26 protein-coding genes and 2 riboswitches are annotated in these 22,094 nt (G+C 67.4%); of the genes, 6 read left to right on the top strand and 20 right to left on the bottom strand.

Going from position 1 to position 22,094, the window contains the following annotated elements; all coding sequences use genetic code 11:
- Positions 1-66 precede the first annotated feature (66 nt).
- Positions 67-1,596, top strand: coding sequence for a CpaF family protein (locus tag WG901_RS02295; protein WP_339585400.1), 1,530 nt, complete (start codon positions 67-69; stop codon positions 1,594-1,596).
- Here WG901_RS02295 and WG901_RS02290 read toward each other — a convergent pair.
- The 3 genes from WG901_RS02290 to WG901_RS02280 form a co-directional block, all read right to left on the bottom strand.
- Positions 1,593-2,072, bottom strand: coding sequence for a protein tyrosine phosphatase family protein (locus WG901_RS02290; RefSeq protein WP_339585399.1), 480 nt, complete (start codon positions 2,070-2,072; stop codon positions 1,593-1,595). The two genes, WG901_RS02295 and WG901_RS02290, sit on opposite strands and share 4 nt — an antisense overlap.
- A gap of 81 nt (positions 2,073-2,153) precedes the next feature.
- Positions 2,154-2,501, bottom strand: a complete 348-nt coding sequence (locus WG901_RS02285) for a hypothetical protein (protein ID WP_339585398.1) — start codon at positions 2,499-2,501, stop codon at positions 2,154-2,156.
- An 81-nt stretch (positions 2,502-2,582) separates the two neighbouring features.
- Complete coding sequence (locus WG901_RS02280; protein WP_339585397.1) at positions 2,583-2,744, bottom strand: hypothetical protein; 162 nt, start codon at positions 2,742-2,744, stop codon at positions 2,583-2,585.
- An 80-nt stretch (positions 2,745-2,824) separates the two neighbouring features.
- Between WG901_RS02280 and WG901_RS02275 the strand changes: the two genes are divergently transcribed.
- Together WG901_RS02275 and WG901_RS02270 are read left to right on the top strand one after the other, a co-directional pair.
- The gene (locus tag WG901_RS02275) at positions 2,825-3,739 is read left to right on the top strand and encodes a DMT family transporter (protein ID WP_339585396.1); all 915 of its coding nucleotides are present in this window, start codon (positions 2,825-2,827) and stop codon (positions 3,737-3,739) included.
- 85 nt (positions 3,740-3,824) lie between these two features.
- Positions 3,825-3,956, top strand: coding sequence for an entericidin A/B family lipoprotein (locus tag WG901_RS02270; RefSeq protein ID WP_339585395.1), 132 nt, complete (start codon positions 3,825-3,827; stop codon positions 3,954-3,956).
- Between the two features lie 4 nt (positions 3,957-3,960).
- Here the strand turns inward: WG901_RS02270 and gcvPB are convergent, their stop codons facing one another.
- The 13 genes from gcvPB to WG901_RS02205 all read right to left on the bottom strand — a co-directional run bounded on the left by gcvPB (position 3,961) and on the right by WG901_RS02205 (position 15,403).
- The gene (gcvPB, locus tag WG901_RS02265; protein WP_339585394.1) at positions 3,961-5,577 is read right to left on the bottom strand and encodes an aminomethyl-transferring glycine dehydrogenase subunit GcvPB; all 1,617 of its coding nucleotides are present in this window, start codon (positions 5,575-5,577) and stop codon (positions 3,961-3,963) included.
- The gene (gene gcvPA / locus WG901_RS02260; protein ID WP_339585393.1) at positions 5,574-6,944 is read right to left on the bottom strand and encodes an aminomethyl-transferring glycine dehydrogenase subunit GcvPA; all 1,371 of its coding nucleotides are present in this window, start codon (positions 6,942-6,944) and stop codon (positions 5,574-5,576) included. Before gcvPA ends, gcvPB begins: the two co-directional genes overlap by 4 nt.
- Positions 6,945-7,103: 159 nt before the next feature.
- Positions 7,104-7,475 (bottom strand): glycine cleavage system protein GcvH, encoded by a 372-nt coding sequence (gene gcvH, locus WG901_RS02255; protein WP_339585392.1) that lies wholly within the window; start codon positions 7,473-7,475, stop codon positions 7,104-7,106.
- 10 nt (positions 7,476-7,485) lie between these two features.
- Complete coding sequence (gene gcvT, locus WG901_RS02250) at positions 7,486-8,646, bottom strand: glycine cleavage system aminomethyltransferase GcvT (protein ID WP_339585391.1); 1,161 nt, start codon at positions 8,644-8,646, stop codon at positions 7,486-7,488.
- 35 nt (positions 8,647-8,681) lie between these two features.
- A riboswitch (glycine riboswitch) is annotated at positions 8,682-8,806 on the bottom strand.
- A gap of 1 nt (position 8,807) precedes the next feature.
- Positions 8,808-8,915, bottom strand: a riboswitch (glycine riboswitch).
- A gap of 65 nt (positions 8,916-8,980) precedes the next feature.
- Positions 8,981-9,658, bottom strand: coding sequence for an NAD(P)H-binding protein (locus WG901_RS02245; protein WP_339585390.1), 678 nt, complete (start codon positions 9,656-9,658; stop codon positions 8,981-8,983).
- A 21-nt stretch (positions 9,659-9,679) separates the two neighbouring features.
- On the bottom strand, positions 9,680-10,840 hold the full coding sequence (locus WG901_RS02240; protein WP_339585389.1) for a deoxyguanosinetriphosphate triphosphohydrolase: 1,161 nt from the start codon (positions 10,838-10,840) through the stop codon (positions 9,680-9,682).
- Between the two features lie 3 nt (positions 10,841-10,843).
- Positions 10,844-11,539 carry an aspartate/glutamate racemase family protein gene (locus WG901_RS02235; RefSeq protein WP_339585388.1) on the bottom strand — a complete coding sequence of 232 codons (696 nt, stop codon included), beginning with the start codon at positions 11,537-11,539 and terminating at the stop codon, positions 10,844-10,846.
- A gap of 68 nt (positions 11,540-11,607) precedes the next feature.
- Positions 11,608-11,913 (bottom strand): hypothetical protein, encoded by a 306-nt coding sequence (locus WG901_RS02230; RefSeq protein WP_339585387.1) that lies wholly within the window; start codon positions 11,911-11,913, stop codon positions 11,608-11,610.
- Positions 11,913-13,370, bottom strand: a complete 1,458-nt coding sequence (locus tag WG901_RS02225; RefSeq protein ID WP_339585386.1) for an NAD(P)(+) transhydrogenase (Re/Si-specific) subunit beta — start codon at positions 13,368-13,370, stop codon at positions 11,913-11,915. The genes WG901_RS02230 and WG901_RS02225 overlap by 1 nt, the downstream gene beginning before the upstream one ends.
- Before the next feature lies 1 nt (position 13,371).
- Positions 13,372-13,650 carry a proton-translocating transhydrogenase family protein gene (locus WG901_RS02220; RefSeq protein WP_339585385.1) on the bottom strand — a complete coding sequence of 93 codons (279 nt, stop codon included), beginning with the start codon at positions 13,648-13,650 and terminating at the stop codon, positions 13,372-13,374.
- A complete protein-coding gene (locus WG901_RS02215) occupies positions 13,651-14,007 on the bottom strand; it encodes an endonuclease domain-containing protein (RefSeq protein WP_417602160.1) in 357 nt (118 codons plus the stop codon).
- 140 nt (positions 14,008-14,147) lie between these two features.
- Positions 14,148-15,269: an NAD(P) transhydrogenase subunit alpha gene (locus WG901_RS02210; protein ID WP_339586628.1), complete on the bottom strand. Its 1,122-nt coding sequence runs from the start codon at positions 15,267-15,269 to the stop codon at positions 14,148-14,150.
- Between the two features lie 2 nt (positions 15,270-15,271).
- Positions 15,272-15,403 carry an aa3-type cytochrome c oxidase subunit IV gene (locus tag WG901_RS02205; protein ID WP_339585383.1) on the bottom strand — a complete coding sequence of 44 codons (132 nt, stop codon included), beginning with the start codon at positions 15,401-15,403 and terminating at the stop codon, positions 15,272-15,274.
- Positions 15,404-15,608: 205 nt separating this feature from the next.
- Between WG901_RS02205 and WG901_RS02200 the strand changes: the two genes are divergently transcribed.
- The 3 genes from WG901_RS02200 to WG901_RS02190 are packed head-to-tail and all read left to right on the top strand — an operon-like array spanning position 15,609 to position 17,909.
- Positions 15,609-17,033, top strand: a complete 1,425-nt coding sequence (locus tag WG901_RS02200; RefSeq protein ID WP_339585382.1) for a sigma-54-dependent transcriptional regulator — start codon at positions 15,609-15,611, stop codon at positions 17,031-17,033.
- 38 nt (positions 17,034-17,071) lie between these two features.
- The gene (locus tag WG901_RS02195; RefSeq protein ID WP_339585381.1) at positions 17,072-17,542 is read left to right on the top strand and encodes a nuclear transport factor 2 family protein; all 471 of its coding nucleotides are present in this window, start codon (positions 17,072-17,074) and stop codon (positions 17,540-17,542) included.
- 19 nt (positions 17,543-17,561) lie between these two features.
- Positions 17,562-17,909 carry a GFA family protein gene (locus WG901_RS02190; RefSeq protein ID WP_339585380.1) on the top strand — a complete coding sequence of 116 codons (348 nt, stop codon included), beginning with the start codon at positions 17,562-17,564 and terminating at the stop codon, positions 17,907-17,909.
- A gap of 10 nt (positions 17,910-17,919) precedes the next feature.
- Here the strand turns inward: WG901_RS02190 and folP are convergent, their stop codons facing one another.
- The 4 genes from folP to WG901_RS02170 all read right to left on the bottom strand — a co-directional run bounded on the left by folP (position 17,920) and on the right by WG901_RS02170 (position 22,094).
- Positions 17,920-19,005, bottom strand: a complete 1,086-nt coding sequence (gene folP, locus WG901_RS02185) for a dihydropteroate synthase (protein WP_339585379.1) — start codon at positions 19,003-19,005, stop codon at positions 17,920-17,922.
- Between the two features lie 182 nt (positions 19,006-19,187).
- Positions 19,188-20,339: a site-specific DNA-methyltransferase gene (locus WG901_RS02180; RefSeq protein ID WP_339585378.1), complete on the bottom strand. Its 1,152-nt coding sequence runs from the start codon at positions 20,337-20,339 to the stop codon at positions 19,188-19,190.
- Between the two features lie 220 nt (positions 20,340-20,559).
- Positions 20,560-21,471 carry an oxidoreductase gene (locus WG901_RS02175; protein ID WP_339585377.1) on the bottom strand — a complete coding sequence of 304 codons (912 nt, stop codon included), beginning with the start codon at positions 21,469-21,471 and terminating at the stop codon, positions 20,560-20,562.
- Positions 21,468-22,094 (bottom strand): ribonuclease HII, encoded by a 627-nt coding sequence (locus WG901_RS02170; RefSeq protein ID WP_339585376.1) that lies wholly within the window; start codon positions 22,092-22,094, stop codon positions 21,468-21,470. The genes WG901_RS02175 and WG901_RS02170 overlap by 4 nt, the downstream gene beginning before the upstream one ends.

Here is a 22,094-nt window from a genome sequence, read left to right as displayed (position 1 = left end):
ATTCAATGAAGAACGCTTGCGGATGCCAGCCATGGATCGGCTTTCGCACAGAGGATTTGACTACGCATGAGCGCATTCGGGCGACGCAATGGAGCAGGCGGCATGGGACCGGGCGCACGCCCGGCCTTCGGTGTCGCGCGGCCTATGAAGAGCGGCGTGGAAGCGCGCCCCGCCAACCCGGCGCCCACCGCCCCCGGTGGCGGCGAACAGTTCCCGCCCCTGCCCGTCGAGGAGCCGGCAGCGCGTTCCAACGATCGCAATGCCGATGCCATGAGCCGTCTCAGCGACCGCGCCAACGCGGCCGCCGAAGCGAACACCTATGATCATTCGGGCTTCGAGGCCTCGATCCACAAGATCAAGGAACAGGTGCTGCCGCGCCTGCTCGAGCGCGTCGATCCCGAAGCCGCCGCCACGCTGACCAAGGACGAACTGTCGGAAGAGTTCCGGCCGATCATCATGGAAGTGCTGGCCGAGCTCAAGGTCACCTTCAACCGTCGCGAGCAGTTCGCGCTCGAGAAGGTGCTGATCGACGAGCTGCTGGGCTTCGGTCCGCTCGAAGAGCTGCTCAACGACCCCGACGTCTCGGACATCATGGTCAACGGCCCCGAGCAGACCTACATCGAAAAGAAGGGCAAGCTCCAGCTCGCCCCGATCCGCTTCCGCGACGAAGCGCACCTGTTCCAGATCGCGCAGCGCATCGTCAACCAGGTCGGCCGCCGCGTCGACCAGACCACGCCTCTGGCCGACGCCCGCCTCAAGGACGGCAGCCGCGTCAACGTCATCGTGCCGCCGCTGTCGCTGCGCGGCACCGCCATCTCGATTCGTAAGTTCTCCGAGAAGCCGATCACCATCGACATGCTCGCGGGCTTCGGCTCGATGAGCGACAAGATGGCGACCGCGCTCAAGATCGCCGGCGCCTGCCGCATGAACATCGTCATCTCGGGCGGTACGGGCTCGGGCAAGACGACGATGCTCAACGCCATGTCGAAGATGATCGACCCGGGCGAGCGCGTGCTGACGATCGAGGACGCGGCCGAACTCCGGCTGCAGCAGCCGCACTGGCTGCCGCTCGAAACCCGTCCGCCGAACCTCGAAGGCCAGGGCGCGATCACCATCGGCGACCTAGTCAAGAACGCGCTGCGTATGCGCCCGGATCGCATCATCCTGGGCGAAATCCGTGGCGCCGAGTGCTTCGACCTGCTCGCCGCCATGAACACCGGCCACGACGGCTCGATGTGCACGCTCCACGCCAACAGCCCGCGCGAATGCCTGGGCCGTATGGAAAACATGATCCTGATGGGCGACATCAAGATCCCGAAGGAAGCCATCAGCCGCCAGATCGCCGAATCGGTGGACCTCATCGTCCAGGTCAAGCGCCTGCGCGACGGTTCGCGCCGCACGACCAACATCACCGAGGTCATCGGCATGGAAGGCGACGTCATCGTCACCCAGGAACTGTTCAAGTTCGAATATCTGGACGAGACCGACGACGGCAAGATCATCGGCGAATTCCGCGCCTCGGGCCTGCGCCCCTATACGCTGGAAAAGGCCCGCCAGTTCGGCTTCGACCAGGCCTATCTCGAGGCCTGCCTCTAGGTTCTCTCGTCTGCCAGGCGCTCGCGCGCCTGCGCGATGAAGGCTTTCCAGGTATCGTCCATCCGGTAGCCCGGATTGGCCGACCATATCCGATCGATCAGCGCATCGGCCTGGGCCTCGGTCCAGCCCAACCGCGCCTGGGCATAGAGCCCGTAGAAGGCCGTGACGCGATAGTTCGCCTGACAATGAACCAGCGTCGCCCGCCCCCGCGCCGCTTCCATCAAGGTGATGAAGGCGTCGAGCTGATCGAGCCCCGGCGCCGCCCAGGCGATCGGCAGATGCCGATAGTCGATGCCCAGCGAACCCAGCAGCGCGTCCTCGCCGGCCAGCGACGTGTCGAGGCCGTCGGGCGCGAGATTGATCACGACCTCGTAGCCGGCGTCCCTGAGCGCGCGGAACTGCGCTTCCGTCGGCTGTCCCGCGGTCGCCACGCGGTCGTCGACCGCGATGGAATTGTAGACGCCCTCCACCGTCATCCCCTCGGCTGGCTTCAGTTTATGAGAACAGGTGGATCACAATCCAGAGCGCCGTGCAAGGATGCGGCGGCCAAGCAGGATTCAGAGTGGCCCCTGCACCACGCGCGACTGGAACAGCGGCTTGTCGTCCGCCGACGGCACGCCCAGCCGGTCGAGGTCGAGCGGCCGGCGGAACTGGCCACCGAGTTCGCCCTCGACGCTCCACCGGATCCTTGCGGGCACGATGCCGCAGCCGGGCAGGCTGACGCCGACCCAGCCTTCGCAAGCGACTGCGATGGGGCTTTCGGCCATGAAGCCTTCGGCCGAGATGTTGCGGACGGCGATCGGTACGACCGTGTCGCCCGGCAACAGCAGGCTGGCCTCGATCGAAACCGACATGCGCGGCTCGCGCGGCGGGAATCTTGGATTGATCTTGAGCGACAGTTTCATGCCCGAAATTCCGCTGTTTCGGTGCGACCCTTCACGTGGAATGCCAGCTAGGCATTACCAAGAGGTTTAGCGGAACCTGCGCTACTGCAGCTGCCAGGCCATCACCAGCATCAGGAAAGCGACGAAGGCACCCCAGAAGAACAGCGTGGTCCATGGCATGAAACCCACGGCGTCGGGATCGCTGCGGTTGCGGCGGCGGCGATCGGCCAGCCAGGCGACCACGGCGAGGAGCACGGCCGCCACTCCGGCCCACAAAACGTCAATACGCAAATCGTCCATGCCCCCGCCCTTGCCTCAAGCGGCGCGGCGGTTAAAGCGCGGAGGTGGACCTTCCCCAACGCCCGTTTCTCGCCCTCGGCCTGCGTATCGTTTCGGCCTTCCTCTTCGCGACGCTCCTCGTTCTGGTCAAATATGCCAGCCAGAGCGGCGTCGCTCTGCCCGAGATCATGTTCTGGCGACAGGCTGTATCGGTCCCGCTGATCCTTGGCGGCCTGGCCATGGCCGGCAGTCTCCACCGGCTCAAGACCCAGCGCCTCGCCAGCCACGGCAAGCGTGCGCTGCTCGGCATGACCAACATGATCTTCAACTTCGGCGCGGCGATCCTGTTGCTGCCCGCCGAAGCGACCGTGCTCGGCTTCACCACCCCGCTGTTCGCCGTGGTCATGGCCGCGTTGCTCTGGCGCGAGCACATCGGTCCCTATCGCTGGCTGGCCGTGGCGCTGGGATTTCTGGGGGTGCTCGTCATTGCCCAGCCCGGCAGCCACGTCACCTCGGCGCTGGGCACGGGGCTCGGACTGCTGGCCGCCTTCTTCATCGCCATCATCAACTATCAGATTCGCGATCTCGGCCGAACCGAGGAGCCGCTGGCCACGGCTTTCTACTTTGCCGCCTTCGGCGCCCCCCTGGCCGCGCTTGCCCTGCCGTTCTTCTATAGCCCGCACAGCGGCGAACAGTGGCTGGTGCTCCTGGCGATCGGCCTGATCGGCGCGGTCGCGCAGTTCCTCATGGCCGCCTCACTGCGGTTCGGCGCGGTCACCAGCGTGATCGTGATGGACTATACGGCGCTGATCTGGGCGACACTTTATGGCTGGGCCCTGTGGGACGAGCTGCCCTCGCCGATGATGTGGCTCGGCGCGCCGCTGATCGTCGTCGCGGGGCTCGTCATCGCCTGGCGCGAACACCGGCTCGGCCGCCGCGATGCCATCAAGGAAGACACCCACCCCGAATTGCGCGCCTGAACGCGGAACATCCGGCCGCGATCGCCGTTTAGCCCGGCGAGCCGGTCGGCATGCGCGCCGATCTGCACAGGACAAGGATCACGTCATGCTCAGGAAGCTCATCGTCGCCGTCGCCGTGGGAAGCATCGCCCTCACCGCCGCGGCCTGCAACACCGTCAAGGGTGCCGGCCGCGACATCGAGTCGGTCGGCAAGGCCGGTTCCGACGCGATCAACTAAGCACTCAGCTTCCGCCGATCTCGCTGGGGATCGGCGTGGCCGGTGGCTGGACGTGGCCCTGCCAGGTCAGCACCGGCTTGCGCGCCGCCTGGGTCTCGTCGAGCCGGCGGCGCGGCGCGTAATGCGGCGCGGATTTGAGGCTCTCGTCGCCTGCCAGCGCCCGTTCCGCGACCGCACGTAGCGAGCCGATCAGGCGATCGAGCCCTTGCTTGCTCTCGGTCTCGGTCGGCTCGACCAGCATGGCGCCGTGGACCACCAGCGGGAAATAGACCGTCATCGGGTGGAAGCCCTCGTCGATCAGCCCCTTGGCGACGTCGAGCGTCGAGAAACCGTCGGGCAGGTTGTCGTCGCTGAACAGCGCCTCGTGCATGCACGGCCCGCTCGCAGCGAACGGCGCGTCGAGAATGTCCTCGAGGCTGCGTAGCACGTAGTTGGCGTTGAGCACCGCGTCCTCGGCGACCTGGCGCAGACCGTCGGCGCCGTGGCTCAGGATATAGGTCAGCGCGCGCGTGAACATGCCCATCTGGCCGTGGAAGGCGACCATGCGGCCGAAAGCCTGCGGGCTGTCCTGGGCAGCCTGCTCTTCCTCGACGAGACGCACCGAGCCATCGGCATCGCGCGTAACGAAAGGCAGCGGTGCGAAGGGCGCCAGCGCCTGCGACAGCACCACCGGCCCCGAGCCCGGCCCGCCGCCGCCGTGCGGGGTCGAGAAGGTCTTGTGCAGGTTGATGTGCATGGCGTCGACGCCGAGGTCGCCGGGGCGGACCTTGCCGACGATCGCGTTGAAGTTGGCGCCGTCGCAATAGACGTAGCCGCCCGCAGCGTGGACCGCGTCGGAGATGTCCTTCATCTCGCGCTCGAACAGGCCGCAGGTGTTGGGATTGGTGATCATGACGCCGGCCACGTCACTTGTTTCCGGCCCACCCACGCCGAGCCGCGCCTTGAAGGCCTCGAGATCGACGCGGCCGTCCTTGGTGCCGGGGATCGCCTCGACCTTGTAGCCGGCGAAGGCCGCGGTCGCGGGATTGGTGCCGTGGGCGCTGTCGGGCACGAGAATGACCGTGCGGTTCTCTCCTCGCGCATCGTGCGCGGCGCGGATGCAGAGCAGGCCGCAGAGCTCGCCGTGCGCGCCGGCCTTGGGCGACAGCGCGACGCTGGCCATGCCGGTCAGTTCGACCAGCCAGTGGCCGAGCTGCTCCATCACCTCGAAAGCACCGCGCACCGACTGCTGCGGCTGCAGCGGGTGCAGGTCGGCGAAGCCGGGCAGTCGCGCCATCTTCTCGTTGAGCCGCGGATTGTGCTTCATCGTGCACGAACCCAGCGGAAACGGCCCGAGGTCGATCGCGTAGTTCTGGCGCGACAGCCGCGTGTAATGACGCACGGCCTCGGGCTCGGTCAGCCCGGGCAGCGCGGCCTTGTCCTTGCGCAGGAAGCGGCCGAGCGCGGCGAGTGGCGGTGCTTCGGGCTCGTCGAGATCGACGCCGTAGTTGGCGCCGGTGCCGAGTTCGAAGATCAAGGGCTCTTCGAGCTGCAAACCCTTGTCACCGCTGGACGTTGCGGGCTGCGCCGATCCGGCCGGTCCGAGTTCGGGCTTCCAGCCCGAGGCGTTGGGCGCGTTCATGCCGCTGCTCCTTCCAGAACGTCGCTCAGGGCAGTGGCCAGGGCTTCGATGTCTTCGTCGGTGGTGGTCTCGGTGGCGGTGACGAGCAGGCCGCCGTGGAGGTCCTGCGCATCGGGATAGAGCCGACCGAGCGAGACCCCGCCGAGCACGCCCGCGTCGGCCAGCGAACGCACGACCTCGCGCGCATCGCCGGGCAGGATCACGGTGAACTCGTTGAAATAGGCGTCGTTGAGAACGGACACGCCGGGCACCTGCGCCAGACGCTTGGCCAGGGTCTGCGCACGGCCGTGGTTGACCGCGGCCAGCTGGGCCAGGCCCTCACCGCCGAGCAGGCTCATGTGGATCGAGAAGGCTAGGGCACAGAGCCCTGAATTGGTGCAGATGTTCGAGGTGGCCTTCTCGCGGCGGATATGCTGCTCGCGCGTCGACAGGGTCAGCACGAAGCCGCGACGACCATCGGCGTCGACGGTCTGGCCGCAAAGCCGGCCGGGCATCTGCCGGACGAACTTCTCGCGGCAGCCGAACAGACCAAGGTACGGCCCGCCGAACTGCAGGCCGACGCCGAGCGACTGGCCCTCGCCCACGACGATGTCGGCACCGAGATGGCCGGGTGCCTCGATCAGCCCGAGTGCGACGGGCTCGGTCACCACGACCACGAGCAGCGCACCCGCGGCCTGGGTCGCCGCCGAGATTGCCGCGAGATCGGGAATGCGGCCGAGGATGTCGGGATATTGCACGACCGCGCAGGCGGTCTCGCCATCGATCGCTGCGATCACTGCGGCGTCATCGGACGCGGCCTCGAGCAACGGCTTGCGCGCGTCGATCGTCTCGCCGGTGAAGCGCGCCATGGTCTCGACGCAGGCCACGTAGTGCGGATGCAGCCCACCCGAGAGCACGGCCTTGTTCCGCCGGGTCACGCGCGCGGCCATGGCGATCGCTTCCCAGCAGGCGGTCGAACCATCGTACATCGAGGCGTTCGCGACATCGACGCCGAACAGCCGCGCGACCTGGGTCTGGAACTCGAACAGGACCTGCAAGGTACCTTGCGCGATCTCGGGCTGGTAGGGCGTATAGGCGGTCAGGAACTCGCCGCGCTGGATCAGGTGATCGACCGAGGCCGGGATATGGTGGCGATAGGCCCCCGCCCCGAGGAAGAACGGCGCCGCGCCGGAGCTGAGGTTCTTGCCCGCCAGCGCGCTCATGTGCCGCTCGACCGCCATCTCGCTGGCGTGCGCGGGCAGGCCGGCGATCGGCCCCGAAAGCCGCGCCGCCTCGGGCACATCGCTGAACAGGTCGTCGACCGAAGCCGCACCGATGACGCCGAGCATCTCGATACGATCGGCGGGGGTGAGCGGGAGATAGCGCATCAGAGAGTTCCTTGGAGGAGCGGTTAAGCGATCCTCCCCTGCAAGGGGAGGTGGCAGTCGCGCAGCGACTGACGGAGGGGTGAAACCGTTGGCCGGGACACCCCTCCACCACCCGCAGCGCGGGCGGTCCCCCTCCCCCTCAGGGGGAGGATCTTGAGGTTACAGCCCGTCGACATAGTCCTTGTAGGCGGCCTCATCCATGAGATCGCCCAGTTCACCGGCGTCGGCCAGCTTCACGCGGAACAGCCAGCCGCTGGTCTCGGCATCGGCATTGACCAGTTCGGGGGCATCGGCGAGTGCCGGGTTGGCGTCGGTCACTTCGCCGCTGACGGGCGTGTAGACGTCCGAGGCGGCCTTGACCGAATCGACGACCGATACCGAGTCCCCCTTCTTCACCGCCTGGCCCACGGCCGGCAGTTCGACGAAGGTGATGTCGCCGAGCTGGCCCTGGGCATAGTCGGTAATGCCGACCGTACCAGTATCGCCGTCGATGGCGATCCACTCGTGATCCTTGGAGAAATAGCGGCTCATCGAAAGCTCCTCAGCGATGATAGCGGTGGGGGACGAAAGGCAGGGGCACGACCGTCGCCGAAAGGCGCTTGCCGCGGACGTCGATCTCGAGCGCGGTGCCGGGCGAGGCCAGCGCCGCGTCGACATAGGCCATGGCGATCGGACGCTGCAGGCTCGGCGAGAACCCGCCCGAGGTGACCTGGCCGACTTGGCTGTCGCCCTGCATGACCTGCGCGCCCTCGCGCGCGGCCTGACGACCTTCGAGCGCAAGGCCGACCCGTTTGGCCGAGGCACCCTCGGCGAGCAGCGCCAGCACGCGCTCGGCGCCGAGGAAGCCGCCTTCGACGCGGCGGCGCTTGCTGATCGCGAAGGCGAGATCGGCGCTGACGGGATCGGTCTCCTCGTTGAGATCGTGCCCGTAGAGCGGCAGCCCGGCTTCTAGCCGCAGCGAATCGCGCGCGCCGAGGCCGATCGGCTTGACCTCGGGCTGGGCCACGAGGGTATCGGCCAGTTCCACGACGTCGGCGGCGCTCACCGAAATCTCGAAGCCGTCTTCGCCGGTATAGCCCGAGCGGCTGACGCCGAGCCGCTTGCCCTGCCAGTCGTAGATGTCGGCCTGCATGAACTTGAGCTCGGCCAGCGGCGTGCCGCCGTCGATCGGCACGAGACCGAGCCGGCCCAGCGCTTCGGCCGCCTTCGGACCCTGCAGCGCCAGCAGCGCCTGCTCGTCGAAATAGGTCAGGACGATCTCGTCGGGCAGATGCTCGCGCAGGTGGCCGATGTCGTCCCACTTGGTCGCGCCGTTGACGACGACCGAGAAGTCCTTCCCGGTGTTGAGCACCATCAGGTCATCGAGCACGCCGCCGGTCTCGGACATCAGCAGCGAATAGCGGATCCGGCCCGGCTTCAGCGCCGAGATATCGCCCGGCAGCAGCGCCTCGAGCGCTTCCGCAGCGGAGGCCAAATCGCCCTCGGCACCCGCGACGCCCAGCTGGCCCATGTGGCTGACGTCGAACAGGCCGGCGTTCTCGCGCGTCCACAGGTGTTCGGCGATGATTCCCTCGTACTGGACGGGCATCTGGTAGCCGGCGAACTCGACCATGCGGGCGCCGCGTTCGCGGTGCCAGCCATCGAGCGGAAGTACCAAGGGCTCTGCCGCATCGAGGTCGTCGTTATCGTAATCTTCGCTCACAAGGCATAGCTCCGCACAGCTTGGCACACCGGTTCGGTGCCCCCTCTGTCACGGAAACCTGAGAGCTTTCCCAGGTTCCCTGACGGAACCCGGTTACCCCTTCGGCGGCTCCACCGCGCCCACAAAATGCGGCGGCGGAACACTTTCCAGAGCATCGCTATCGACCCCACGCGGTCCTTTTGCCTGAGAGATTCCGGGGCGGTTGCTCCTTCGGCGCCCTGCGAGCCGTGGGTTTCCACGAATCGCAGGAACTCTCCCGCGCGGTCAGCGACGGGAGGGACTCTGCGCAAGACCGCGCCGACGAGTCAACCGCGGCCCCTGCTGCACCTGCGAATTATCCCCGCGCGCGCCGGATCGCATAGCGGATCGCGTCGTACTCGTGGACGAAGCGTCCGGCGGCCTTCTCGCGCGCCAGGGCGAAGACCGCTTCGGCCAGGGTATCGGCCCTGGTCGAGCGATAGCGGCGCAAGCCACCGTGGAACAGCAGATCGGTCAGCGGGCTCGCCAGCATCGCGATCCGCTCGCCGAGCCGGCGCTCCTGGCGCGGCCCGCGAATCAGCCCCGGCCGGAGAATGTCGAGCCGGGCGAGCCCGACCTTGGCCAGAGCATCCTCGGTCTCGCCCTTCACGCGCAGATAGAAGCTGCGGCTCGCGCGATCGGCGCCGACCGACGAGACCAGGATCATGTGGCCGATCCCCGCCGCCTTGGCATGGCGCGCGCAGGCCAGCACGAGGTCCTGGTCGACCGCGCGGAAGGTCGCTTCGTCGCGATCGGCCTTGGCGAAGGTCGTGCCCAGCGCGCAGACCAGAACCTTGGCATTGGCCGCGGCGATCGCGTCGCCCCAGTTATCGGGATCGGCGATCAGCATTTCCATCCGCGCACCGGGCGGCAGCGCGACCTCGCGCCGTGCGACGCCGATAAGCCGCAGGTCGGGCCGCATCACCGCCTTTTCGATCATGCGCGAGCCGACGAGGCCGGTGGCCCCGACGAGACAGATACGGATCGGCTTCATTGCCCAGATCCTGATAGCCGCTCAGACATTGCGCAGGCCCTCGGGCGTGCGTCCATAGATCCGCGCGTGGCACGAGATCGCGAAGCGATCGGTCATGCCGGCGATGTAGTCGGCGATGTGGCGGCTGCGCTGCGGCTCGTAGACGGGCAGGTTCGCGTGCCACTCTTCGTCCATCAGCGCGGGTTCCTGCGAATAGGCGGCATAGAGCTCGGCCGTCACCGCCCGCGCGCGCTCGGCGGTCGCGAGCTGATCGGGGTGGTAGTAGAGCTTTTCGTACATGAAGCGCTTGAAGGCGCGCTCACCCTCTTCCATCTCGGGCGAGAAAGCGGCGCTGGCCCGACCCGCGGCACGGACATCGGCGACGCTGGTCATGCCTTGGGTGCGATGCCGCGTCTCGGCGAGGACGTCGTTGACCATCACCCCGATCTGCGAGCGGATCAGCTCGCGCAGCTGGCGGTTGCGCGGCGCCGTGGGATAACGCTTCTCGACCGCCTGCCAGCGCTCGGCAACGAAGGGATGCGCGAGCAGTTCGTCGAGATCGAGGAAGCCCGCATGCAGGCCATCGTCGATGTCGTGGTTGTCATAGGCGATATCGTCGGAGATCGCCGCGACCTGCGCTTCGAGCGAAGGCCAGGTGGTCAGCTCGAGCGGCCAGGCCTGGTCGATCTCGGCGAGCGCCCAATTCACCTCGCCGAGCGGGCCGTTGTGCTTGGCCAGGCCCTCGAGCGTCTCCCAGGTCAGGTTGAGCCCGTCATGCTCGCAATAGGGCGATTCGAGCCGCACCAGGGTGCGCAGGCAATGGGCGTTGTGATCGAAGCCGCCATGCGCGTGGAGCGCCGCGTGCAACGCGTCCTCGCCGGCATGGCCGAAGGGCGGATGGCCGATGTCGTGCGCGAGGGCCAGCGCCTCGGTCAGATCCTCGTCGAGCCCCAGCGACCGCGCGATGACGCGGGCGATCTGCGCGACCTCGAGGCTGTGCGTCAGGCGCACGCGATAGTGATCGCCGTCGGGGGCGATGAACACCTGCGTCTTGTAGCGCAGCCGGCGGAAGGCGATCGAATGGATGATCCGATCGCGATCGCGCTGGTAATCGCTGCGCGGCCCGCGCGCGAGATCGCTGGCCAGCGAGAACTGCCGCCCGCGCGACTTGGCGAGGTCGGAAGCAAGGGGTGAGCGGGTCACGACTTATCCCTCGCCCAAAATCCACTCCACCGCGGCATCGGCGTGGATACGCGTGCAGTCGAAGATCGGCAGGACGTTGGCGTCGACGTCGACCACCATCTCGAGTTCGGTGCAGCCGAGCACGATCGCCTCGGCGCCGTCCTTTTCGAGGTTGGTGATGATCGTCTTGAGCTCGCGCTCGGACTGGCGCGTCGCCTTGCCGAGGATCAGCTCGTCGTAGATGATGCGGTCGAGCGTATCGACGAAACCCATTTCGGGCGGCAGCAGCTCGATGTCGCGGGAAATCAGCTTCTGCCGGTAGAAGCTCTCGACCATGACGTTGCGCGTGCCCAGCAACGCCGCCTTCCTGATCGTGCCCTTGGCCATGCGTTCGCCGACGCATTCGGCGATGTGCAGCACGGGCACCGAAACCCCGCCCGCGACCGCGTCGTAGACCTTGTGCATCGCGTTGGAGCCGATGAGGATGGCGGTCGCGCCTGCGGCCTCGAGGCGCTTGGCCGAATCGACGAGGACCGCGCTGGCGCGCTTCCAGTCTTCGGCGGTGGAAAGGCCGATGAGCTCGGAACCGTCGAGGCTCTCGATCAGCATCGGGGCCGAAGCCTGCTTGCCGAGCTTGGCCTGAACGCCACGGTTGATGTGCTCGTAATAGGTGCGGGTCGAGTACCAGCTCATGCCGCCGATGAGGCCGATCTTGCGCAAGGGGCCGATCCTTTGTTCCGATGATGAAGTCGGAACCGGCCTAGCCCAGGCCGGGCGAGTGCGTCCAGCTAGCGGACGAGACCCGTTGCGCATAAGGCCGCGGAACTGGTCGTGACGCCGAGCACTTCGGGATCGCTGAGCCGCTCGACCGCATAGACATAGTCGGCGATCGAGCGCTTCTGGCCCTGCAGCACCTCGAGCTTGCGGAGCTGGCCGATCGACAGCCGCTCGACCATGCGGTGCGCCATGCAGTCCGAATTGCGCTCGGACAGGCCGGCGCGGACCAGCGCCGAGCGCACGCGGCTCTCGGCGATCTTCTCGACGCAGCCGGCGGTGGCGAGCAGGATCGCGAGCGGAAGGAGCAGGCCACGCATCAGTGTTGCAGGCTCTTGACGATGTCCTCGACCATCTTCTTGGCGTCGGCGAGCAGCATCATCGTCTGATCCATGTAGAACACCTCGTTGTCGACCCCGGCATAGCCCACGCCCGACATCGAGCGCTTGATGAACATCACCGTCTTGGCCTTCTCGACGTCGAAGACCGGCATACCGTAGATCGGTGACGACTTGTCGGTCTTGGCCGCGGGGTTCACCACGTCGTTGGCGCCGATGATGAAGGCCACGTCGGTCTGGGCGAACTCGCCCTGGATGTCCTCGAGTTCGAAGACCTCGTCGTAGGGGACGTTGGCCTCGGCCAGCAGGACGTTCATGTGGCCGGGCATGCGGCCGGCGACCGGGTGGATCGCATATTTGACGCGCACCCCCTCGGCCTTGAGCAGATCGGCCATCTCGCGCAGGACGTGCTGCGCCTGGGCGACGGCCATGCCGTAGCCGGGAATGATCACAACCTGCTCGGCCTCGCGCAGCAGGAAGGCCGCGTCCTCGGCCGAGCCGCGCTTCCACGGCCGGTCGATCCGCTCGCCCTTCGCGCCGCCGCCGTTCTCGGTGCCGAAGCCGCCGGCGATGACCGAAACGAAGCTGCGGTTCATCGCCTTGCACATGATGTAGGACAGGATCGCGCCCGACGAGCCGACCAGCGCGCCGGTGATGATCATCGCCGTGTTGTGCAAGGTGAAACCCATCGCCGCCGCCGCCCAGCCCGAATAGGAATTGAGCATCGACACGACGACCGGCATGTCGGCCCCGCCGATCGGGATGATCAGCAGGAAACCGATCAGGAACGACAGCGCGGTGATCGTCACGAAGACCCAGGGCGCCTGGTCCTGAGTGAAATAGCCGGTCAGCCCGAGGATCACCGCGACAGTGCCGAGATTGATGACATGGCGCGCGGGCAGCAGGATCGGCGCGCCGCTCATGTTGCCGTTGAGCTTGGCGAAAGCGATGACCGAGCCCGAGAAGGTGATCGCCCCGATCGCGACGCCGAGGCCGAGTTCGACCCGGCTCAGCGGGTCGATGAAGCCTGGCGCATCGAGAATGCCGAAAGCGCCGGGATCGAGATAGGCGGCTATGCCGACCAGCACCGCCGCCAGACCGACCAGGCTGTGGAACGCCGCGACGAGTTGCGGCATCGCGGTCATCTGGATGCGCCGCGCGGTGGTGAGGCCGATGACCGCGCCGAGGCCGATCGCACCAAGGATCTTGACCAGGGTCACCAGGTCGTCGGCCGTCGGCCGCGGCCACCAATGGCCCGGCGGGATCGGCGCCTGGGTGAACAAGGTGACCAGCACGGCGATCGCCATCCCCGCCATGCCGAACCGATTGCCGCGCCGCGAGGTGGTCGGCGAGGACAGCCCGCGTAGCGCGAGAATGAACAAGACCCCCGAAACGAGGTAGGCGATCAGTGCCCAGTCGGGCAGGCCGTGACGCTCCAAGTCAGCGATCCTTCCGCTTGAACATCGCGAGCATCCGCGCCGTCACCGCGAAACCGCCGAAGATGTTGATGCTCGCCAGCACGATCGCGGTCAGCCCCAGCCAGCTCGACCAGCCCGCACTCGAAGCCCCCGCGATCAGCGCGCCGACGACGATCACCGAGGAGATCGCATTGGTCACCGCCATCAGCGGCGTGTGCAGCGCCGGCGTGACCGACCAGACCACGTAATAGCCGACGAAACAGGCGAGGACGAAGATCGAGAGGATGGCGATAAAGGTCATTCAGTGGTTCCCGAGAGCATAGGCTAGGATGGCAGCGGCAATCTCGTCGGGATCGCGCAGAACGTCAGTCGCAGGGATGCGCAGAATGTGAAAACCGAGCGCGTGGAAATGCCGATCGCGGGCTTCGTCGCGCTCGGGCCGATCGCCCATGTCGTGAGCGGCGCCGTCCACTTCGACGATCAACCTCGCCTCGTGACAATAGAAGTCGAGCACGAAGGGACCTGCGGGATGCTGCTTGCGGAATTTCAGTCCGTTCGGGCGTGACTTGAGCCTCTGCCACAACAATACTTCGGGCAGCGACATCTCCCGGCGCAAGACCCGAGCCTGTTTTTGCGCCTTCTCCGCCCCTTGCAACATTCAGATCCTCCCCTGCAAGGGGAGGTGGCAGCGCGCAGCGCTGACGGAGGGGTGTAACCGCTGGCGGGGACACCCCTCCACCACCGGCTGCGCCGGCGGTCCCCCTCCCCTTGCAGGGGAGGATCTGGAGCGATAAACCCTCACCCCGCCAACCTCTCGCTCACCACCCTGCCACCGCGCGTCAGCCGCACGGCATCGCCGATCTCGGCGTCGAGCACGGGCTTGCCCACCTCCTTGTCCCAGAAAGCCGAGAGGAAGTTGTAGAGATTGCGCGCGTAGAGCGCCGAGGCGTCGGCCGGCAGTCGCGCCGGGGTGTTGGCGAACCCCATGATCTTGACACCATGACGCTCGACCACCTCGTCGGCCACCGCGCCTTCGACATTGCCGCCTTGCGCCACGGCGAGGTCAAACACCACGCTGCCCGGCTTCATCGAGGCGATCTGCGCGTCGCTGACCAGTCGCGGCGCGGCGCGGCCGGGGATCAGCGCCGTGGTGATGACGATGTCCTGCTTGGCGATGTGCGCCGAGACGAGTTCGGCCTGGGCCTTCTGATATTCGGGCGACATCTCGGTGGCATAACCACCCGCGCCCTCGCCCTCGATACCCGCAACGCTGTCGACGAAGACCGGCTTGGCGCCAAGCGAGAGGATCTGCTCCCGCGTTGCCGAACGCACGTCGGTGGCCGAGACCTGCGCGCCCAGGCGCCGCGCCGTGGCGATCGCCTGAAGGCCCGCGACGCCGACGCCCATGACGAAGACCCGCGCGGCGCTGACCGTGCCCGCGGCGGTCATCATCAGCGGAAAGGCGCGGCCATAGAGATTGGCCGCCTCGATCACCGCCTTGTAGCCCGAGAGATTCGATTGCGAGGACAATACGTCCATCGACTGCGCGCGCGTGATGCGCGGCATGAATTCCATCGCCAGCGCCTCGAAGCCGGCCGCGGCATAGGCATCGATCCGTTCGCGCCGTGCGAACGGATCGAGCGTGGCGACGATCCAGGCGCCCGCGGCCGCGCCGGCCAGCAGCGCCGGATCGGGGGCCTGCACGCCGAGCACGACCTGCGCGCCGCGCATGACTTCGGGCAGCGGCGCCACCTCGGCGCCGGCTGCCCGGAAATCCTCATCCGATAGGGATGCACTCAGCCCAGCGCCGGTTTCCACCGCGACGCTGGCGCCAAGCGCGATGAATTTGCGAACCGTTTCCGGTGTCGCAGCGATCCGTGACTCTCCGTTTTCCCGTTCGGCGGGAACGGCGAGCCGCAGGGTCACTTGTGCGAGACGATCAGGCCGACGACCAGGATCACGATGAGCGCAACGGCGATCGAGCCCCACTTAACCATGCCGATGAAACCCTCGTAGGTTTCGTTCGCCGCCTTCATGTCGTTGCCCGATGCCATGTCTTCGATCCTTGGAACTGGAAAATCGTGTTCGCCCCGCCTCTATCGTCCCTCCGGTCATCGCTCAAGTCCCGTCCGTTCTAGTCGGCCCGGTTTAACCGTGGGCGGCACCCGCGCGCAGGAAGCCGAAAGCTTAGCCTTAATCCCGTCTTTACCCGATCGCGCTATCCACGATGGCTCACAGGGGATGGATAAGCGCAGCACCATGGCTGAACTCGAGCAGCGCCTGCTCATGCTGATTGACGATGAACCGGCTCAGTGCCGGTTGATCTCGGCGCTCGCCGCACGCGAGGGCTGGCGCACGATCATCGCCCGCGATTCGGAAACCGCGATCGCCACGCTCGGCACGCGCCAGGGCATGCAGCTGGCCGCGATCATCCTCGACCAGTGGGTGCCCGGCGACGACGCCTGCGGCCTCATCGCCGAACTCAAGTCGCGCCGCCCGCAATTGCCGATCCTCATGCTGACGACCAGCGCCTCGCCGCTGCTCGCGGTCGAGGCGATGCGCGCCGGCGCCACCGACTATCTGATCAAGCCCGTCGCCCCCGAACGCCTGATGGAAGCCCTGCGCAGCGCCACCACGCGCGAGGCCCCGCGCGACGAGCTCGCCCCGCTCACCGAGAAGATGCCCTCGAATCCCGACTTCGAGGCGATGATCGGCGCCGCACCGACCTTCCGCGCGGCGCTCGCCGTCGCGGCCAAGGCCGCGCGCAGCCACTCGCCCGTGCTGATCGAAGGCGAGAGCGGCTCGGGCAAGGAAATGCTGATCCGCGCGATGCACGCGGCCAGCCCGCGCGCGAAGACGCCGCTGCGGATCGTCAACGTCGGCACCACCCCGGTCAATTCGATCGAATCGGTGCTGTTCGGCCACGAGAAGGGCGCCTTCGCCGGCGCTTTCGATCGCCAGATCGGCGCGATCCAGCAGTGCGACGGCGCCACGCTCGCGATCGACGAGATCGACCGGCTGCCGCTGGCGATGCAGGAACGCCTCGTCGAATCGCTGACGCGCGGCGACGTGCGCCCGATCGGCGCGCCCTACAGCTTCAAAGTCGACGTCCGCCTGATCGCGGCGAGCAACCTGCCGCTCAAGGACATGGTCGCGGGCGGGCATTTCCTGCCCGAACTGCTCCAGGCGATCTCGAGCGTGTCGCTCTCGCTGCCGCCACTGCGCCAGCGTCCGGGCGACATGTCCACGCTCTGCCGCCATTTCCTCGCACGCATCGGCGAACAGCCGGGCCTGCGTCAGCTCGGCATCACCGACGGTGCGCTGGCGCTGCTCTCTGCCTACGACTGGCCGGGCAACGTCCGCCAGCTCCAGGCCGTACTGTTCCGCGCCGCGGTGTTCTGCGACGGCGATGCGCTGACCTCGGAAGATTTCCCGCAGCTTTCGAACATGCTCGGTTCGGGCCAGCCGATCCGCACCTCGGCCTCGGTGCCCGAAAGCTCAGGCGTGATGCTCTATACCGCCGACGGCAACCTGCGCCCGCTCGAAGAGATCGAGGCCGACGTGATCCGCCTCGCCATCGGCCTCTACCGCGGTCGCATGACCGAGGTCGCGCGCCGTCTCGGCATCGGCCGTTCGACGCTCTACCGCAAGCTGAGCGAACTCGGCATCGACAACGCCGCCTGACCCGCCCTACCATCGCCGCAAGGTGACGGAGAGGCTGGATGACGGAAAGCGAGCGGCTCGCCGCGATCGAGGACATCAAGCAGCTCAAGGCCAGGTACTGGCGTGGGGTCGACACGGGCGACGGCGCGCTGGTCCGCTCGATCCTCGCCGAGGACTGCGTGCTCGACTACCACGGCTGCTGCACCGATCCGGTCACGGGCGCCGATCACATGCCGCAGATGAACCTCGTCATGCGTAGCCGCGATTCGTGGCAGACCGACAATCTCGATCCCGGCGACGGCCCGCGCCTCGTCACGGTCCACCAGGGCCACCAGAGCGAGATCGAGATCACCGGCGAGACCACCGCGAACGGCATCTGGGTCTTCAGCGACCGATTCTTCATGCCCCCGGGCGCGCCTTTCGCGCGGCTGACCGGCTATGGTCATTACCACGACACCTATGAGAAGCAGGGCGGCCGCTGGCTGCTCAAGACCACGCGGATCACGCGACTGCGCGTCGAAGTCGCCTGAATACGAGAAGGAGATCGAGATGGCCTATAGCGGATCCTGCCACTGCGGCGCGGTGACCTTTACCGTCCAGGGCGATGCCCCCCAGCAGGCGATGTCGTGCAATTGCTCGCATTGCCGCCGCAAGGGCTTCCTCCTGACCTTCGTTCCGGCCGAGCAGTTCACGCTCGATCAGGGCGAGGAGGCGCTCAAGACCTACCTGTTCAACAAGCACAAGATCGTGCACCGCTTCTGCCCGACCTGCGGCACCGAGCCTTTCGCCGAGGGCGAGCAGAACGGCGCTGCGATCCGCGCGGTCAATCTGCGCTGCGTGCCCGACATCGATCTCGACGCGCTCGCGTTGCAGAAGGTCGATGGGGCGAGCTTCTAGGCGACGACCTTCAAAGCGGCGGCAACTGGCCGAAGTCGGTGAGCGCCGCGTCGCGCAGGCCGCGCCAGACTCGGACGGCCTGGACCGTCTCCGCGACATCGTGGACGCGCAGGAGCTGAACCCCCGCATCGAGCCCCTTGAGCGCCAGGGTCAGCGAGCCGCCGAGCCGCTGGTGCGCGGGCGCTTCGTTCGACAGCGCGCCGACCATCCGCTTGCGGCTGGCGCCGAGCATCAGCGGGTGCCCCAGCGCGTGGAACAGCGGCAGCGCGTTGATCAGCGCGAGATTGTCCTGGAGCGACTTGCCGAAGCCGATGCCCGGATCGAGCACGATCCTGGCGCGCGCGATGCCCGCGGCCAAAGCGGCATCGCGCCGCGCGGCGAGCCAGTCGAACACGTCGAGCACGACGTCGCGGTAGGTGCCGCCCGCATGCAGATCCTCGCCATCCCCCGGTGCGTGCATCAGGATCACCGGCGCACCTGAGCTTGCGGCGAATTCGAGGCTGCGCGGATCGTGGCGCAGGGCCGAGACGTCGTTTATCACGTGCGCCCCCGCGGCCAGCGCGGCTTCCATCACCCCAGGCCGGCGCGTGTCGACACTGATCGCGGCGCCGGCGGCCGCGAGACGCTCGACCGCGGGCACCACGCGCTTGATCTCGTCACCCTCCCAGACGGCCGCTGCGCCGGGGCGGGTGGATTCGCCGCCGACGTCGATCATCGCCGCACCGGCCTCGAGCATCGCTGCGGCGTGGGCATTGGCGACTTCGGGATCGTCGAGGAACTGGCCGCCGTCGGAGAAGCTGTCGGGCGTGACGTTGAGGATGCCGACGACCTGCGGCTGATCGAGCCGCAGCGTGCGCGGCCCGCATTGCAGCGGCGCATGGGCCTGGCGCAAGGCCGCGACCTGCGGCTGAACTTCGTCGGGCAAGTCGTTGAGATCGCCAGCCGAAAGCCGCCGCCGCGAGACGATCTTGCCGTCGTACCTCTCGATCAGCGCGAAGCGGCTGGCATAGGCGAGACCGCCGGCCAGACGCAGCGTCTCGCCCTCCTCGCTCTGCGGACTTTCGGCGAGCGCGATCGGGCGGAGATAGTATGTCATGCGCGAACCTTAGCCTCCCAGCCCGTCATGCTGAACTTGTTTCAGCATCCATCGTGCCGCGAACACCGCGCTGTCGTCCTGAGCTCGACGGTGCCGCCTGCGCACATCCGACGCCGCAGAGCCAGCCGAGAAATGGACCCTGAAACGAGTTCAGGGTGACGAAAAAAGGGGGCAGACGGAGCTTATGGTTCCGTGGCCAGCAGATAGAGCTGCCGCACCGCGTCGATCGGCTTGATCTCGCCCTCGTGTTCCAGGTGCCAGAACGACCAGCCGTTGCACGAAGGCGCGCCCTGGAGCTTGGCGCCGAGGCCATGGATCGAGCCCGTCTCGCCCGCCGGGGTACGCAGCGAACCGTCGGCATGGACGGTCGCCTTCATCTTGCGCTTCTTGTCGGTCAGCAGCGCGCCCGGCGCGATCCAGCCGGTTTCGACCAGGGTGCCGAAAGCGACCTTCGGCGCGGCCTTGGGGCTCTGCATCGTGGTCAGCGCCGATTCGTCGAGCGGCAGCGCCATCTCGATGCGCTCGAGCGCGACTTCGCGATAGACGCTCTCGCGCTCGCAGCCGATCCATTCGCGGCCGAGGCGCTTGGCGACGGCGCCGGTCGTGCCCGTGCCGAAGAACGGATCGAGCACGACGTCGCCCTTGTTGGTCGTCGCCAGCATCACGCGATAGAGCAGCGCTTCGGGCTTCTGCGTCGGGTGCGCCTTGGCGCCATCGCGCTTGAGCCGCTCCTGGCCCGAGCAGATCGGCAGGACCCAGTCCGAGCGCATCTGCAACTCGTCGTTGAGCGTCTTCATCGTACGGTAATTGAAGGTGTACTTGGCCTTCTCGCCCATGCCCGCCCAGATCAGCGTCTCGTGGGCGTTGGTGAAGCGCGTGCCCTTGAAATTGGGCATCGGGTTGGCCTTGCGCCAGACGATGTCGTTGAGGATCCAGAAGCCCAGGTCCTGCAGGATCGCGCCGACACGGAAGATGTTGTGGTACGAGCCGATCACCCACAGCGAGCCGTTGGGCTTGAGCACGCGGCGCGCCTCGGCCAGCCATTCGCGGGTGAACTTGTCGTAAGTGGCGAAGCTGTCGAACTTGTCCCAGTCGTTGGTGACCGCGTCGACGTGGCTGCCGTCGGGACGGTTGAGATCGCCGCCGAGCTGGAGATTGTAGGGCGGATCGGCGAAGACCATGTCGACCGAGGCCGAGGGCAGGCTGCGCATCGCCTCGATGCAGTCGCCTTCGAGGATCCGCCCGAGCGGCAGATCCTTCGCCACGACGCGCTCGTCACGCGCCTGACGAAGCGGGCGCGCACGCACCCGCGTCTTTTCCACAACCTGAACCATACCGCCCGCTGAAGCCCCCTTGAATTGCTGCCTAGGGTGAGTCCTCGCGGAGTCCGCGTCAAGTCGCGACTCCGCGGGAATCCTAGCGGACGATGGTTAACGGGGCATCAACGACGATGAGAACGGAGCAAGCCCGGCACAGGATGTTGAGTCCAAGCAAGGACTTGCGACTCGATATCTTGTGGTGTGGCTTTGTGGACTCTGGGGCCGAAAAAAATCTTCAGGCCGGCGCCAGACCGGGATCGATCCCGGTCATCGCGACCGACACGTCCCACAGCCGCCGGGCGAGTTCGGGATCCTTCGCGGCGGCGGTTCGCCTGGCCAGGCCCGAACGGCCGCGCATCTCACCGAGCCCCTGCGGCCCGTAATATTCGCCGCCCTGCACGCCCGGCGCGGTCGCCGCTTCGAGCGCGGGCCAGGCGCCCTGCTCGGCGGTGTTGAGAAACAGGCCGAACAGCGGCGTGAACACCTGGAACGGTCCGGCGTGGCGCATCAGCTCGGTCGCGGCGACGCCCGGGTGGCAGCCCACCGCGATCACCGGCGAACCTGCTGCGCGCAGCCGCCGATCGAGTTCGGCGAAGTGCAGCATGTTGGCGAGCTTGCTGTCCGAATAGCGCGCGGTGCGGTTGTAGCCCTTCTCGGCACCCAGATCGTCCCACTGCAGCTTGCCGCGGTTGTGCGCGAGGCTGGCGGTGACGACGATGCGCGCACCCGGCGTCTCGGCGAGCTTGGGCAGCAACAGGCCGGTCAGTGCGAAAGTGCCGAGGTGGTTGACCCCGAACTGCAGCTCGAAGCCGTCCTTGGTGCGCGTCAGCGGCGGGAACATGACGCCGGCGTTGTTGAGCAGCACGTCGATCCGCGGCTCCTGCGCGGCCAGATCGGCGGCGCGGCGGACCGAGGCGAGATCGGCCTGGTCGAGCGGCAGGAAGGCGAGATCCGCGGCGGGCGCCTCGGCACGGATCTGCGCCATGGCCGCCTCGGCCTTGGCCTGATCGCGACAGGCCAGCAGAACGCGCGCGCCTTTGGCCGCGAGGACCCTGGCGGCTTCGTAGCCGAGCCCGGTGTTGGCGCCGGTGACGATGATCGTCCGGCCCGTCTGGTCGGGAACGTCCGCTGCCGTAAATCCGCTCATACCGACATCTCCAATTGCGCCACCGGCGCGAAAGAGCGGCGGTGGTGCGGCGTCGCGCCATGCAGCCGCAGCGCGGCGAGGTGCTCGGGCGTGCCGTAGCCGGCGTTGCGCTCCCAGCCGTAGTGCGGGTGCTCGGCCGCGAGATCGCGCATCAGGCGATCGCGGTGCTCCTTGGCGATGATCGAGGCGGCCGAGATGCAGGGCTCGATCGCGTCGCCGCCGACGATCGGCCGCGCCGGCCAGCGCCAGCCGGCGTTGCGGCCCGCGGGGGTCAGGTTGCCGTCGATCAGCACCTCGGCCGGATCCTCGCCGATCGCGCTGCACAAAGCTTCGACCGCCAGGGTCATCGCCGCCATCGTCGCGCCGAAGATGTTGAGGCGGTCGATGTCGTCGACCTCGACCACGCCGACGGCCCAGCGGCAACGGCGCTTGATCGTCGCCTCGAGCTCGGCCCGGCGATCGCGCGTGAGCTTCTTGGAATCGTCGAGCCCGCTCGGGCGCGGCTTGCACAGCAGCACGGCGCCGGCGACGACCGGCCCCGCCAGCGGCCCGCGACCGGCCTCGTCGACGCCGATGATCAGGCCAGTGGCACCCAGGCGAAGTCTGTGCGTTACTGCGGGCAT

The organism is Novosphingobium anseongense (genome assembly GCF_037482895.1).
GTDB classification, from domain to species: Bacteria; Pseudomonadota; Alphaproteobacteria; order Sphingomonadales; family Sphingomonadaceae; genus Novosphingobium; species Novosphingobium anseongense.
This window is presented reverse-complemented; position numbering and strand designations above follow the sequence as displayed.